This is a genomic window from Pseudoalteromonas sp. BSi20429, from assembly GCF_000238895.1.
Classification (GTDB): Bacteria; Pseudomonadota; Gammaproteobacteria; order Enterobacterales; family Alteromonadaceae; genus Pseudoalteromonas; species Pseudoalteromonas arctica.
In genome coordinates this window covers 1-15,212 of sequence record NZ_BADV01000040.1, presented here as the reverse complement: position 1 = coordinate 15,212, position 15,212 = coordinate 1, and the positions used below count along the sequence as shown (strand labels likewise).

Genomic DNA, 15,212 nt, shown 5'->3' with positions numbered 1-15,212 from the left:
TTGCCTTTTTTTGTGCTGTTAGAGTGTAAAATTATCTAAATCTTGGTTAGGTTCAAAATCGCCAAGCCTTTCAAGCTCAGTATCTTGCTGCATTTGCTCGTGCCAACGCGCCTCATCCCAAATTTCAAATTTATTCATCAAACCAACTAGCATGATTTTTTTGCCAAGTGATGCATGAGCCCTCAGTGACGGCGCAAGCAAAATTCGACCATTTTTATCAAGTTGATATTCAGTAGCATTCCCGAGCAACATACGCTGCATTCGACGGGCTCGTGGGTTCATATTGGAGATTTTAGCTAAACGGCTTTCTATTTCTAGCCACTCAGCCAGCGGATACAACCATAAACACGGCTCATTTAATGCGACGGTACAAATAACCGTTCCCTGATCTTCAGACAATAGAGATTCTCGGTACTTAGTCGGTACCGCAAAACGCCCCTTATCATCCAAACTCAGTGAACTCGCGCCACGAAACATAAAAAACCTACTTTAAAATTGTTTTATTCAACTTTTGTTTATTTTTATCCAGTGTGATCCACTAAAAACCACTTTTTACCACAGTGCTCCAGTTTAGGGCTTGACAAGCCATTTTGTCAAGTAAGCTGACCAGCTTTAGTAAGTCCCAAAGCTAGAAAAAATAAGGGCTCAAGCGAAGCGTTTGAATTACGTGGGAAAAAGTGGGATTGTGATGAAAAAAATATCTATTCTGTTTTTTATAACTTTCTGTTTACACACTTTACTTACTGAATAACCAATGAATATTTACAACTTTTTAAGCATTTTTACTCTCTTTGTAAAATTTACCTAATCGTGTAGTAATAGTTACTGTTTGCTTTAAATTACTAAATATAAAAAAGCTACATATGCACAGTAAAAGCAATAAATTCAACAGGTTAAAATAAATAACAGTTTTGGTTTAATCATTGCATCATCTGAATCACTATTTAAATTTTTTAACTTATTAAGGATTGATTATGGCTACTGCAACAAATACGAAACCAAACACAACTTCAGATGTTAAGCCTGACGTTAAACTAACAAATACTGAGTCTCCTCTTACAGAAAAAGCAACATCAGCGGCGCACGATGCGGTAGATGCACTTTCTAGCAAAGCTGCAACAGCTGAAAGCAGTGTGCGTAAAGGAGCTTCTAGCTCAGCAGATGCATTAAGCGAAAAACAACTTATTGCACGTGAAAAGTTAAGTGAATGTACAGCTAAAACCCGTGCATTTGCTTCTGAAAATCCATTAGCAACCGCGGGTATTGCTTTTGCTGCGGGTATGCTGATTACATCACTATTTCGTCGTAAGTAATCAGTGATGAATAACCCACAAACAAGCGCAGCCAAGGATGGTGAAGCGCAAAACCAAACTACTGAGCAGCAGAGCCAAAAGGACGATTGGCAAGATCATATTGCAAAGCTTTTAGAGTACTCTAAGCAGCTCAAGGACGATTACCAAACTCAAGGAAAGATCACCCATCAGCTTGCTAAAGCTGAATGGCGGTTATCGCTTAGATCGCTTGCATTGATCACTATATTTTTAGGCTGTTTTGCCAGTGGTTTGGTTTTGTTGTGGGCAGGATTTCTAGGTGCTGTTGGATACGGTGTATACGATGTTTTTGGGTCAGTATGGCTGAGTATTGCAACAGCTGCTTTGCTGCAAGTTGCTTGTTTAGCATGGCTTTGGAAAAATACAGTTTACCTAAGCAATAAAATTGGCTTTAGTAAAACGCTCAAAAGCTTAAAACAACTGTTTAACTTATAAGGAAATTATCATGTTAGTTAACTACTTAATCAAAGCACCTAATGAAAACGTTGATGCTCTTAGTAAGCAAATGGACACGCGCAGTGAGTTAAAACGCCAACATCATGCAGCGTTTCAATATAGACTAAAGCGTTTTGCCGCAACTAAAGTGGGACTAACAAGTGCCTTTTTAGCCGGCGCAGCTGTACAAGCAGGGAAAGGCGAAACCAGCTTGGTAAGAAAATACGGCTGGCTTGTTAGGCTATTTGCTTAAACGTTAAACATTTCTACCGTGATCAGATAAGTAATCAACACTTGGGCCATTTGGCACAACTTGTGTTGGATTGATCATTGTATGGCTAAAATAGTAATGACGTTTAATATGATAAAAATCAACTGTCTGTGCTACACCCTTAACCTGATATAGCTCTCTAAGGTATCCGCTCAGTGCAGGATAGCTTTCAATTGTGCGTAAATTACATTTAAAGTGGCCAACATACACACTATCAAACCGAATGAGCGTGGTGAATAATCGCCAATCAGCCTCTGTGAGGTTATCCCCTGTTAAATACCGCTGTTTGCTCAGTATCCCCTCTACTGTATCGAGTGCTTTAAATACATCGTTGAACGCCTCTTCATACGCATCTTGAGTTGTAGCAAAGCCCGTACGATAAACACCATTATTTATATTTGGATAAATCAGTGTATTTAATTCGTCAATTTTTGGTTGCAGTGCCTCAGGATAGTAATCATCGTTATTACCTGTTAATTCATTAAACGCACTATTGAACATACGTATAATATCGGCAGACTCATTACTAACAATTTTATTGAGCTTTTTATCCCACAATACGGGAACCGTTACTCGCCCAGAATACTCAGGGTTATTTTTTGTATACACTTGATGTAAGTAATTACTATTAAATAATGCATCGCCAGTACTATGATTTTTCGTATCAAACTCCCAACCACTATTAAGCATGTCAGGGCTAACAACCGACACCGTAATTAAATCTTGCAGCCCTTTTAACGCTCTAAATATAAGCGTTCGATGCGCCCAAGGACACGCAAGTGACACATATAAATGATACCTGTTCGCTTGAGCTTTAAAACCGGCCTCGCCCGTTATTCCAGCGCTACCATCTGCAGTGATCCAGTGACGTAACTGCGCTGTTTCGCGTTCAAACTTACCGTTACTTGAATCGGTGTCGTACCATTTATCTTGCCATTGGCCGTTAACTAATAATCCCATAAAACTCTCCTAAAAATACCGTTAAATTTTGCCAAACTCGCCGTTTTGATAATCACGCACTGCTTGCTGTACTTCAGCTTGAGTCGTCATTACAAACGGCCCCATATGAGCAATCGGTTGATTAAGTGGATCGCCTGCTAAAACCAAAACACCAGCGCCGTGCTCAGAGCTAATATTAATGTCACTGTCTGGTTCTAAAATAAGTAACTTGCCCGCTGGTATTGTTTGATTGTCGCTCGTTATTAGTGAGCCGCTATGAATATAAAGCATTACTTTTTGTTGGCTAAGAGGCTCTAAACTCATGCTTTTACCAGCAGGTAATGTAATATCAGCGAGCGCCGCATTGGCAGCTAAACTTTGCAAACTACTTTTAAGCGTTTCACTTTCAAACTGCCACGATCCCGCAAGTGCTTTTAACGTCACACCTTGCGTATTTGTAAAACTCGGAGCTGGGTTTTTAGTCGTATCTTGATAACGTGAATCACGCATTTTTTCTGCGCTTGGCATGTTGATCCAAATTTGAAAGCCATGCAGTCCATCTACAGCATCCGCGAGTGGCATTTCACTGTGCATGACGCCGCGCCCTGTACTCATCCATTGCACATCACCTGCTTTAATTGCTTCTCTGTTACCCATTTGGTCACGATGCTCAAAGCCACCTTTTAGAATATAAGTAAACGTTTCAATACCTCGGTGCGGATGCTCAGGAAAGCCTCCCATATAATCTTTTTTGTCGTCTGACTTAAGTTCATCAATCATTAAAAAGGGATCTAAATATTTACCATCAAACCCAGGTATACGGCTAATGCTCACGCCGTCGCCATCTTGAGTTGCATAAGCTGTAAGTATTTTTGATATTTTCATTTATTAATTCACTCTAAAGAATAAGTTTATGGGGTTATTAAATCATCCATTAAACAAAACAACTATGTCTTTAAATCGACCTTAACATTCCAAAAAATAGAACTATAATGATTCATTGGTTACATTTTCAACCTTATAATTACTATGGTTATTTGGAGTGAATTTGGCTACAATTGTTATTGCAAAATACAAAACTAAGGAATGGTTATTTTTACTTATTCTCTCAAACATCAGCTTTATCGTTTACTTATATTGCTAAGTATTCCGGGCACCGCTGTAATTATTTTTACACTGCTGCTTGAACGCGATCACTCTATTGAGCAAAGCGAAAAAAAAGTAGAAAATATTGCTAAGCAATTAATTTTACAGCAAAAGCACTTAGTCGATGATATTGACCGTTTAGCGCGTTATTTGGCTAAAGAGGAAAGTAAGAAAGAAAATCTAGCAACGACCTGCCCTAATTATTTTAATCAATTTAGATCTATTTACGCACATGTTGCCAATATCGGGATTATAGATCCAAATGGCATTGTTATATGTACAACAAGCGGGTTAGCCAAAACAATTAATATTGCCGATCGGGCGTATTTCCAAAACGCCTTAAAAAGTAACCAATTGTCGGTAGGTTATTTTCAGCACGACCGAAGTCTGCAAAAAAACACCCTTAATTTTGCGTTACCTATTATTAATAAAAAAAATGTAATTCAGGGCGTTGTAGTTATCGTTGTTGCGCTTGACTGGTGGAACAATGCTTTTAATGACATTGAACTTCCGCCAGGCTCTATTGCTGCAATTGCTGATTCTAACGGAAAAATTTTAGCGCGTTACCCACCTACAACGGCCGCGCTTGGCGATAATATTGCACAGACTTTATTAGCAACTGATTCTTCGATTGATAATGAGGCATCAACAAAAATAAAGTCTATTGAAGGTGAAGCCCGAATGCTTCATCACTCTGTTATTTACAGCGATCCAAGTAATAACAGCTTAAATATACATATCGCACTTCCTGTCACACATGCTTTAAAGCAAATAAATAATAATTTTTTTATAGCGATTGGTGTGTTTATTTTATCGCTGCTGATACTGTCTTTAATTGCACGTAAACTACTTAAAACCAGCATTATTGACCCAATTAATAATCTAACAAATGCAACAAACGTATTGGCTAAGGGCGAAATGCCGTCACAAAAAATACAACCCAATAATCCAGAGCTAAATACTCTCTATCAGCGTTTTAAATCAATGGCGCAAACTCGGTTAACAGCTGAAGCTAATTTAAAAAACAAGCATGATGAGCTTACTAGCTTGCTTAATACTCTGCCCGATAGTTACGTTAGAATTAACATCCATGGCGATATTCTCAACATAACAGGACAGTTTAAGCCTCAAGTAAATCCTAACAGCACTGTAGTACCTCATTTATCATCAATACTTTCACACAGCAATGTTCAGCTTTTGTTATCGCAGTTATCTAAACTTGATGTTTCGAGTAATTTAGAATTCACACTCGAAAAATCAGATCCTAAACGCAGCTTTGAAGCACGTATTAGCGCAATGCAAAGTAAAAATGAATACGTTGTTGTGCTACGAGATATAACACAACGAAAAGTAAATGAAGAAGCACTCCACCTTGCCTCACTAGTGTATAACAACAGTAGTGAAGGCATGGCAATCACCGATCCAACGGGTATCATATTTGATGTAAATCCTGCATTTTGCAAAACGACTTTATATAGTAAAGAAGAAGTAATTGGCCGGTCCTCTTCAATTCTTTCATCAGGAAAACATGATAAGAATTTTTACAATAAAATGTGGTCTGAATTACAGCAAACAGGCCGCTGGCAAGGCGAGGTTATTAACCGTAAAAAAAACGGGCAGCTTTATTCTGAGTGGCTCACAATCGATACTATTTATGATACAAACAACGCACCTATTCGTCGTATCGCGATATTCACAGACCTCACAGAAAAAAAACAAGCTGATGAAACCATTTGGCGACAAGCTCATTTTGATCACCTAACTGACTTACCAAATCGTTTAGAATTAAAGGAGCGATTAAATCAACGATTTTCAAATGTTGTTACTCCAGATAATCAATTGGTTGTCATGCTTTTAGATATTGATCACTTTAAAGATATTAATGACACATTAGGCCATCACTATGGCGATAACTTATTAAAACTCGTATCTCAGCGTATAGTCCAGTCGGCAAAAAACGCTGAGTTTGTGGCACGAATTGGGGGAGATGAGTTTGTTATTGTATTTAGTCACATTAAAAGTACGCGCCATATTAATCAAATTGCGAGTAATATTTTACTTAGTCTATCGTCAGCTTTGCATCTTGAAAACGAAGAGTTATTTATTAGTGCAAGCATAGGCATTGCTTGCGCTCCTAATGATGGTGAAAATACTGAACAGCTTTTAAAGGCAGCCGATCAGGCTATGTATAAAGCAAAAAGTAATGGTCGTAACTGTTTTGAGTTTTTCTCTGCTGACATGCGCGAATATGCACACGCGCGCATGGTGCTATTAAAAGACTTACGAAGTGCCATAGAACTTGAACAGTTTGAGTTATTTTATCAGCCCATAGTTGCTTTAAATGATTTACATATTCATAAAGCTGAAGCGCTTATTCGTTGGCAACATCCCGAAAAAGGCCTAATTAGCCCTATCGCATTTATCCCACTTGCTGAAGAAACCAGGCAAATAAATGTAATTGGTCAATTTGTATTTGCCCAAGCTTTGCAAACACTTAACGATATAAAAACACTAACCGATGATACTTTTCAAATAAGTGTAAACGTATCGCCAGTGCAATTATCCACGCCAGAGAGTGGCATAGATGAATGGTACGATATGCTAAAAGCAGCAAAGCTGCCTGCTTCGTCAATTGTCGCAGAAATAACTGAAGGCTTAATGGTTAACCCTGAAGCACTTACGCAAAGACGCCTAAAAGAAATAGTAAAATCAGGAATGCAGCTTGCTCTTGATGATTTTGGTACCGGGTATTCGTCGCTCGCTTACTTACAAGAAATGGACACCGACTATTTAAAAATAGATAAACGTTTTGTTGATAATATTCAAGTAGGCAGCCAAGAACTTGCATTGTGTGAAGCCATCATTGTTATGGCGCATCAGTTGGGCTTAAAAGTAATCGCCGAAGGAATTGAAACTAAATTACAAATGCAGCTACTACTTGAAGCAGGATGCGATTACGGTCAAGGTTATTTATTTTCAAGACCTTTAAATAAAAGCAGTTTTATGGCACTTCTAGCTGATAAAAAAGTAGCTTTGTTAAAATAAATAGACAAAAAATCACTGTTACGCAATAAATAATGCGTCTGCGCGGTCAAGTTAAGCAATCAGATATAAAGTAGTAACAGGATTTAAAAATGGCAAAAGCAACATTAGAGCAATGGCGAATGTTTAAAGCGGTTGTGGATCATGGCGGGTTTGCAGGCGCAAGCGCAGCTGTACATAAAAGTCAGTCAACCGTACACCATGCTGTGCAAAAACTTGAAGCCGCCTTGCAAATTAAGTTGCTTGAAGTAAAAGGCCGTAAAGCATTTTTAACCGATAGCGGTAAGCTGATTTTACGCAGAGCCGAGTTTTTAATTGAAGAAGCGACTAAAATAGAATCGGTAGCAAGTACACTAAGCGAAGGCGTGGAAAGCACATTAAAAATAGCTGTTGATGAGGTTTTTCCACACGCTATTTTATATCAAGCACTTGCTAAAACGAGTGAGCTTTACCCTCTTTTAAAAATTGATTTAGTAGAAAGCGTGCTAACCGGTGCAAACGAATTACTACATAACTCAGTGGTTGATTTAGCTATTTCGTCAATTCCTATCTATGGAATTAGTTGCAGTACGTTATGTGATATAGAGTTTATAGCGGTTGCGCATAAAGACCATGTATTACACCAACATACTGAACAACTCAACTTTCGTGATTTAAAGCTACATAGACAAATAGTAGTTCGCGATTCAGCAACCCACACCAGTCACAATGATGGCTGGTTAGGTGCAGATATGCGCTGGACAGTAAGCCATTTACGCAACTCTATTGATATGGTTAGCCAAAATTTAGGTTACGCTTGGCTGCCAAAAACACAAATTGCACACTTAATTGAAGATCAAACCCTCATTACACTTAATTTAGATCAAGGTACAACCCGCACTCTTAATTTATATTTAATGTGCAACGACAACGACAGGCTTGGTCCTGCAGCACAAGAATTTAAAGAGCAAATTACTGCACTTACTAATTTAACTAATTAATAGCTATTCATTTTTTACATCGAGGTGATCTGCTACATAGGCGCCTCGCTGCCCACGCTCTTTAGCCGGCCCTACAGTGCTATCTTTACCTGTTTGCTGCTCAGTAGCTGCATTAATTACAGCACCTAATGTGATTATATAAGCGCTGATATACAACCACATCAGCATGATCACTACACCACCTAGTGAGCCATACGTTTCGTTGTAACTAGAAAAACGCGACACATAAAAAGAAAAACCTATAGATGCCAAAATCCACAGCACGGTAGCAATAGACGACCCCATTGTGATCCAACGCCATTTAGCAGGTTTACGATGTGGGGCATAACGATATAAAAGTACCAAAGCAAAATTAAAGGTAAAAGCCAGTAATGGCCAAGAAATGAGTTTAATTAATAAATCTATACTTTCTTTTAGTCCCACTAAATTAAGTACAATAGGTAAAATACCAATAATTAATAGCGCAAAAATTGCGACTACAATCGCCCCTACCGAAAATAAAAAGCGCACTAGTTGAGCCTGAAAAAATGAGCGTTTTTCATATTCACGATAACTAATATTACATGCAGTAATAAGTGCTTGGCTGCCCTTTGAGCTACTCCAAATAGTAAGTATGAGCGTACCAATTGCACTTAAGCTCAAGCTTGCACTTGATGTTTTAGCTAGGCTAGAAACCTGAGATAAAATCAGTTCACTAGTGCTTGGTGGAAGCAAAGTAACTATTTTACTTAAGTGCTCACTAATATCTGTTGGGGATGAAAAGTACGCATACACTGATACCATCGCCGCAATGGCTGGAAAAATAGCAAGTAACGCATAAAATGCCACACCGGCTGCCACTATAGATAAGTTATCTTCACTCATTTGCTTAAAAATACGTTTAACAATATCCCACCAACCTATAAAAGGGATATGTGCAGGCTGCTCTGCTTGCTGTCCTCGTTTAGCTTCTTTCATTCTAAACCTCAATATTTGTATTACGTTACTACAGCAAAATATTTGCCAAGTTATAAGCGTTTGGTACCAAACTTGCTAATATTTATCTATAAATGACTCTAACACGGAAGATAAGCCATGCTCGGTACCCTAAAAAGCAGTGTAGCGCTAAATAATACAACACCAATAACTGACGTGATCAAAGTTGATACACTTTCGTGGAATTTCTTTTATGAGCAAGGCGTGCAATTACTTCACGTAACAGCGCAAATATTACCCACTCTTTTACTCGGCATAATGCTTTTAGTACTCAGTTACTTAATTTCAGGACCACTTTCTAGATTACTAATCAAACCCATTGACTATATGACTGACAGCAAGCTTGTTCACTTAGTCATAAGGCGCAGCATAAGCACCCTAATAATTTTATTTGGGGTATATTTATTTTTACGTTTAGCAGGGCTTACTCAGTTTGCTGTTGCTATTATGAGTGGGACTGGGTTAATAGGTTTAATACTCGGCTTTGCTTTTAGAGACATAGCAGAGAACTTTATTGCTAGTTTATTACTGAGCGTACAAAGACCTTTTAAAATTGACGATGTAATTGAAGTGGATGGCCGATTAGGTATTGTTAAAAAAGTAACCGCAAGAGCAACCACACTTGTTGATTACGATGGCAATCATATTCAAATACCCAATGCGACTGTATATAAAAATACCATTAAAAACCTGACTGCCAATCCAAAAATGCGCGGCAAAGTAGAAATTGGTATTGGCTACGATAACGATATACGCAGCGCACAAACCCTCGCCCTCGATATTGCCAATCAACAAAATGCAGTACTTAGCGACCCACCCGCGCAGGTTTTAATAAAAAACTTAGGCTCATCTACTATTAACTTCGTTTTGTATTTTTGGGTTAATAGCGAGCAGCACAGCCCATTAAAAGTAGCCTCTCAACTTATGCGCGAATTAGTCAATGAGTTCACAAAACAAAAAATCAGCATGCCTGATGACGCACGAGAGAGAATTATACTCACCGACCCTAATGAAAATGCTTCTAGCTTAGAGGAAAAACAACCATCGCAAATACAAAGCGAAAAAAGTGAAACTGTTGAGCAAACTAAAACGCTTGATGATGTAAGTAGTGATACCGACGAAATACGTGAACAAGCAGAGCAATCTCGCGATCCAGAACAAGGGAAAAATATTATTTAATAATGCTTAAATTGTATTAACTAAAACTTAAACACAAAAAAGCCCGCAGTGTTAACTGCGGGCTTTTTATTGAATGAGTGAGTCAGCCGTATAAGCCGGGTTTTGTCCTTTCCGAAGAAAGTGATAATCATTCGTCTAGGCCATAAATCGCTCTATGGCTCAAGCAACCTACCCGGTTCCAACGTGGGCCACGCCATAAGGAACCCTATTTGGTCTTGCTCCGAGTGGAGTTTACCTTGCAACCGACTATTACTAGCGGCCCGGTGCGCTCTTACCGCACCCTTTCACCCTTACCAATCCGAAGATTGGCGGTCTCCTCTCTGCTGCACTTGTCGTGGGCTCACGCCCCCCAGCCGTTAGCTGGCACTCTGCCCTATGGAGCCCGGACTTTCCTCCCCCTGATCATTTTCGTCACAGGCAGCGATCATCTTGGCTGACTCGGCGCGCAGTATACATGAGGCTAATACCAAGCGCAGTAAAATTTACTCTTTTTCTTCAATAATTGTTTTGTATAAAGCGTTTTTCTTCATTCCAAAGTATTCAGCAACAACGCCACAGGCTTTTTTCATTGGCATTTCGCTTTCAAGAAGTGCCAGCATTTTTCGCGCTTCAGGCGGAACATCGTCTATTTGCTTTGGTTTGCCCGCAAGCATAAGCACTATTTCGCCGCGCTGCTTGGTAGGATCATCAGTTAAAAACTGTTTAAGCTCACTTACACTACCATTAAAAAATGTTTCAAAGGTTTTGGTTAGCTCTTTAGCAAACACAACTTGCTGCTCATCACCTAGGGCTAGTGCTAAATCATCAAGGCTTGCCATAATACGGTGCGTACTTTCGTACATTATGCTGGTAATGCCTGAGTTAACAGCTTCGATAAAAAAGTCTTGGCGAGCTTTGCTTTTAGCTGGCGTAAAACCAATAAACTGAAAGCGGTCGGTTGGTAAGCCTGAACAACATACGGCTGTAATTGCAGCACATGCACCTGGAACAGGTGTAACATGAGCGCCTTGTTCACGACATAGACTTACAACAGCGTAGCCTGGGTCACTAATTAGTGGCGTACCAGCGTCAGATACTAAAGCAATATTTAAACCTTGATTAAGTTGATCAATAATTTGTTGTGCTTTTTGCTTTTCGTTGTGGTCGTGTAATGCAAACGTTTTTGCCTTAATTCCAAAGTGGCTAAGTAGCTTGCCGGTATGGCGAGTGTCTTCAGCAGCTATTAAGTCAACTTGCGATAATGTCGCAATGGCACGGTGACTTAAGTCGTCATAATTGCCAATTGGGGTGGCAACAATGTAAAGAGTGCCAATTTTCTGTGAATTCTCCTCATTTAACATTGAGGTCTCCTGCGTCAGTCAGTAATATAAGCAAATCGCGTTAACGTATTGGGAAATCATTGTGCGACTTAAACTAGTTAGTCTATTAATTATATTGTCAGGGTTATCGGCGTGTAGCACAACCGAAAAACCAACTAAAAACAGCGATAACGTAAGTAACCGCACTAATGCACTGCAAAATCAGGCAACCAGTGCGCAATCTATCTATCAATTGGCGCAAAACCGCCAAGGTGCCGATAAAATACAGTTATTGTATAGCGCCCGTGATGCAGCAATTAGTGAGCAAAACTGGCCTTTATTAGAGATAATTGGGAATGAGCTTGAATTAACCGCAAGTGTTGATCAAATCCAGAACCGCCTTTATATTGCATTTGCACAAAAACAACAGAATAAAAATGATCAAGCTTTGGTTATTTTACAGTCGCTAGACGGACAACTGACTCAACCTGAGCATTTTGCTTGGCATCAGTTTTTAACGGCCAGCATTTACGCATCGCAAAATTTTCCTAAAAAAGCTGCACCCTACTTTTTTAGAGCCTCTGAAACAGCAACAAAAAATAATATAGAAATCCCTCAACTTAATCAAAATTTGTGGGATAACTTAAAGCAACTTTCTTCTTACGCGCTTGAACGCTTTAACCGTGGTTCGGTTATTCAGCAAGGGTGGGCTAACCTAGCGTTATATCATCAAGTATATGCAAGTAGTGGCGTAGAGTTAGATCAAGCGATCAACAATTGGCGCAGACGCTATATTGGGCATCCGGCTTTTACTGTATTACCTGAACAAGATGAAATGCTTACTGAACTTGCTCCTATCAATATAGAGCGCTTAGTTGTACTGTTTCCACAATCGGGCCCTAACGAACGTTTAGGTGATGCCCTTAAAGCTGGCGTATTAGCTGCACTTGATACGCAAAATATCAACGACACTATTTTTATTGATGAAAACCTAAGTACAGAAGAAATTGCAGCGCAACTTGAAGAAATAAAGCCTGACTTTGTAATTGGTCCTCTACTTAAAGCAAATATTGATAAACTTGCCAATGCACAAACTCTTATTGATACTCCGGTACTGCATTTAAACACCTTTGATGGTGAGCGAATTTCGCTTCAGCATTATTACTTTGCACTAAACCCTGAGCACGAAGTACAACAAGCCTTAGAACACTTTTTAACTAAGGGCTATCAAAAACCTATGTTGCTTGCACCAAATAACGCAAATGGCCAACGCTTGGTTGATTACTTTAACTTACAGTGGCAACGCTATAGCGAAACCAAGCCGCAAATAGGTTTTTATAACGATAAAAAAGATATGCCTAATACAATTACCAGCTTGTTAGAAGTTGATAAATCAAAAGAGCGCATAAAAACGATTAAAGCACTATTTAAACAGGAAGTAGAAAACGAAACCCGTTCGCGTAGTGATATAGACGTTATTTATATTTTGGGTGATGCAATAGAAACACGCTTAATTAAACCTTACCTTGATGTTAACGTAAGTACATTTGCAGATCGTATTCCACTTTATGCCAGCTCTAAAAGTCATAGTAAACAAATTGACAGTACTGACAAAGGCGACTTAGACGGCCTATACTTCACTGAATTGCCGTGGATGCTCGATTCGCAAATTAAACAACATAACTTACGCCAGCAGTATGATTCGTTATGGCCAGAGCAAGTAGATATTAGCCAACGCTTATTTGCAATGGCGTACGATGCTGTATCAATATTACATGACATCAGGCAGTTAAGCGTAATGCCAGGCAATCAATATAGTGGTTTAAGCGGTAAGTTATCTGTTAATACCAGCGGCCATATAGAACGCACGCTCGACTGGGCTCAATATACAAACCGTCGCATTAAGCCTGTGCAATTAGAAACACAACGCCCTGTACCATTGTTTATGCAATCAGCGGGTGACATACAAACTATCAATTAAATTTAATTAAGGGGGCGGCATGTCGTGGTTTAAAGAGCTGTGGCACAATAGTCGCGAAAAAGGCCAGTATTATGAGCTTGAAGCGCAAAAATACTTAGTTACTCAAGGGCTAACACCCATAGAACGTAATTATTACTGCCCCTTTGGTGAGCTTGATGTCATTATGAAAGAAGGCGATACCCTTGTATTCGTTGAGGTTAAGTTTCGCAAAAATAATGCTCGTGGCGGTGCCAACTATGCGCTTAGTCCACAAAAACAAGCTCGATTAAAACGTAGTATTTATCATTACTTAGCAGCTAAAAATTTAACTAACCAAGCTCTAAGAATTGATTATGTAGCCATTACAGGAGAAGCATCTTCTAATATTAATTGGCTTAAAAATGTATTTTAAACGCAAATACAAAGATAAATTATTGGTAGGCTATGCAAGACACAATTAAAGAAATTTTTACAGAAAGCATTCAAGTTCAAATCGCTGCTGGTGAAGTGCTACCTAGTGCTCTTGAGTCAGCTGCATTTACTATTGCACAAAGTCTGATCAACGGAAATAAACTCATTTGCTGCGGTACTGCAAATTGCCACATGCTCGCTCAGCATATGGCGGGTGTGTTGGTTAATCATTATGAAACCGAACGTCCCTGCTTACCTGCAATTGCTCTATCGCAAGAAAACGTTAATCTTGGGCAAAGTACTCAAGTAGACGATCACGATACATTTGCTCGCCAAGTCCGCGCTTTTGCCCAGCAAGGTGATTTATTGCTTGTACTGGCTATAAACGGCAACGAAAAACATGTTATTTCTGCCGTTGAAGCTGCACTAACTAAAGATATGAAGGTCATAGTTATGGTTGGTGATGATGGTGGCGAGTTGGTAGGGCTACTTGGACCTAACGATGTTGAAATTAGATCGCCATCTAAACGCCCTAGCCGCATTATCGAATCCCATTTAGTTAACTTACATTGTTTAAGCGAACTTGTTGATTTAACGCTTTTCCCTCAGGATGAAAATTATGTTTAAACGCTCTCTTATTGTTTTAGGTACTGTTGTATTACTGCAAGGCTGCGCAGCCGCTGTTGTTGCAGGTACAGCCAGTGCAGTAACTGCAGCGAACGATCGCCGTACTATTGGCTCTCAAATTGACGATAACAATATTGAAATAAAAGCCAGTATTGCACTTAGCGAAGTAGAACGTCTTGAAAAGTTTGCCAATATAAGCGCTGTAAGCGTTAACGGTATTGTTTTACTTGTTGGCCAAGTATCTAACGAAGAAATGAGAAACGAAGCGCAGCGCACTATTGAGGGCGTTTCAGGTATTCGTAAAATACATAACCAAATTCGTATTGGCTCAAATACTGGCATTACTACACAAACTCACGACTCTTGGCTAACTTCTAAAGTAAAAGCCCAGCTACTAACAGCAAAAGACATTAGCAGTAATAACATTAAAGTAGTGACAGAAAATGCTGAAGTTTTTTTAATGGGCTTAGTATCTGACTCTGAGTCAACTCAAGCTGTAAATATTGCCCGCAATGTTTCTGGCGTAGAGCGTGTAATTAAAGTATTTGAATACTTGTAAACACAAAATACAGACATAAAAAAAACCGCTTATTCTAGCGGTTTTTTTGGTTTCGATTT

Annotated in this window: 15 protein-coding genes and 1 other RNA gene; 10 read left to right on the top strand and 6 right to left on the bottom strand. The window is 39.2% G+C overall.

Annotated elements, in window-relative coordinates; all coding sequences use genetic code 11:
* Nucleotides 1–18: 18 nt before the first annotated feature.
* Entirely contained in the window at nt 19–477 is a 459-nt protein-coding gene (gene mraZ, locus P20429_RS10815) for a division/cell wall cluster transcriptional repressor MraZ (RefSeq protein ID WP_007582904.1), read from the bottom strand.
* A gap of 497 nt (nt 478–974) precedes the next feature.
* Between mraZ and P20429_RS10820 the strand changes: the two genes are divergently transcribed.
* From P20429_RS10820 to P20429_RS10830, 3 genes are read left to right on the top strand one after another with little or no spacing between them, the layout of a single operon-like run.
* Nucleotides 975–1,313 carry a hypothetical protein gene (locus P20429_RS10820; RefSeq protein WP_007582901.1) on the top strand — a complete coding sequence of 113 codons (339 nt, stop codon included), beginning with the start codon at nt 975–977 and terminating at the stop codon, nt 1,311–1,313.
* A 6-nt stretch (nt 1,314–1,319) separates the two neighbouring features.
* A complete protein-coding gene (locus tag P20429_RS10825) occupies nt 1,320–1,766 on the top strand; it encodes a hypothetical protein (RefSeq protein ID WP_007582900.1) in 447 nt (148 codons plus the stop codon).
* A gap of 10 nt (nt 1,767–1,776) precedes the next feature.
* Entirely contained in the window at nt 1,777–2,019 is a 243-nt protein-coding gene (locus tag P20429_RS10830; RefSeq protein WP_007582895.1) for a hypothetical protein, read from the top strand.
* A gap of 3 nt (nt 2,020–2,022) precedes the next feature.
* Here P20429_RS10830 and P20429_RS10835 read toward each other — a convergent pair whose 3' ends face one another.
* Entirely contained in the window at nt 2,023–2,997 is a 975-nt protein-coding gene (locus P20429_RS10835) for a glutathione S-transferase family protein (RefSeq protein WP_007582889.1), read from the bottom strand.
* A 21-nt stretch (nt 2,998–3,018) separates the two neighbouring features.
* Nucleotides 3,019–3,861: a pirin family protein gene (locus P20429_RS10840; protein WP_007582887.1), complete on the bottom strand. Its 843-nt coding sequence runs from the start codon at nt 3,859–3,861 to the stop codon at nt 3,019–3,021.
* 201 nt (nt 3,862–4,062) lie between these two features.
* Between P20429_RS10840 and P20429_RS10845 the strand changes: the two genes are divergently transcribed.
* Both P20429_RS10845 and P20429_RS10850 read left to right on the top strand, forming a co-directional pair.
* Nucleotides 4,063–7,167, top strand: coding sequence for an EAL domain-containing protein (locus P20429_RS10845; protein ID WP_007582885.1), 3,105 nt, complete (start codon nt 4,063–4,065; stop codon nt 7,165–7,167).
* Between the two features lie 89 nt (nt 7,168–7,256).
* The gene (locus tag P20429_RS10850) at nt 7,257–8,144 is read left to right on the top strand and encodes a LysR family transcriptional regulator (RefSeq protein ID WP_007582880.1); all 888 of its coding nucleotides are present in this window, start codon (nt 7,257–7,259) and stop codon (nt 8,142–8,144) included.
* A 3-nt stretch (nt 8,145–8,147) separates the two neighbouring features.
* On the opposite strand, the gene P20429_RS10855 is transcribed toward P20429_RS10850, so the two are convergent.
* Nucleotides 8,148–9,101 (bottom strand): YihY/virulence factor BrkB family protein, encoded by a 954-nt coding sequence (locus P20429_RS10855; protein ID WP_007582878.1) that lies wholly within the window; start codon nt 9,099–9,101, stop codon nt 8,148–8,150.
* A gap of 117 nt (nt 9,102–9,218) precedes the next feature.
* Between P20429_RS10855 and P20429_RS10860 the strand changes: the two genes are divergently transcribed.
* Complete coding sequence (locus tag P20429_RS10860) at nt 9,219–10,298, top strand: mechanosensitive ion channel family protein (protein ID WP_007582877.1); 1,080 nt, start codon at nt 9,219–9,221, stop codon at nt 10,296–10,298.
* Between the two features lie 75 nt (nt 10,299–10,373).
* Here the strand turns inward: P20429_RS10860 and rnpB are convergent.
* Both rnpB and rsmI read right to left on the bottom strand, forming a co-directional pair.
* Nucleotides 10,374–10,738: RNase P RNA component class A (gene rnpB / locus P20429_RS20115), an RNA gene on the bottom strand.
* Nucleotides 10,739–10,780: 42 nt separating this feature from the next.
* Nucleotides 10,781–11,638 (bottom strand): 16S rRNA (cytidine(1402)-2'-O)-methyltransferase, encoded by an 858-nt coding sequence (gene rsmI / locus P20429_RS10865; RefSeq protein ID WP_007582874.1) that lies wholly within the window; start codon nt 11,636–11,638, stop codon nt 10,781–10,783.
* Between the two features lie 61 nt (nt 11,639–11,699).
* Between rsmI and P20429_RS10870 the strand changes: the two genes are divergently transcribed.
* From P20429_RS10870 to dolP, 4 genes are read left to right on the top strand one after another with little or no spacing between them, the layout of a single operon-like run.
* On the top strand, nt 11,700–13,577 hold the full coding sequence (locus P20429_RS10870) for a penicillin-binding protein activator (RefSeq protein WP_007582872.1): 1,878 nt from the start codon (nt 11,700–11,702) through the stop codon (nt 13,575–13,577).
* 19 nt (nt 13,578–13,596) lie between these two features.
* Entirely contained in the window at nt 13,597–13,968 is a 372-nt protein-coding gene (locus tag P20429_RS10875; RefSeq protein WP_007582868.1) for a YraN family protein, read from the top strand.
* Nucleotides 13,969–14,000: 32 nt separating this feature from the next.
* Nucleotides 14,001–14,594, top strand: a complete 594-nt coding sequence (locus tag P20429_RS10880) for an SIS domain-containing protein (protein ID WP_002957968.1) — start codon at nt 14,001–14,003, stop codon at nt 14,592–14,594.
* On the top strand, nt 14,587–15,153 hold the full coding sequence (gene dolP / locus P20429_RS10885; RefSeq protein ID WP_007582867.1) for a division/outer membrane stress-associated lipid-binding lipoprotein: 567 nt from the start codon (nt 14,587–14,589) through the stop codon (nt 15,151–15,153). The genes P20429_RS10880 and dolP overlap by 8 nt, the downstream gene beginning before the upstream one ends.
* The last annotated feature ends 59 nt before the right edge of the window (nt 15,154–15,212 follow it).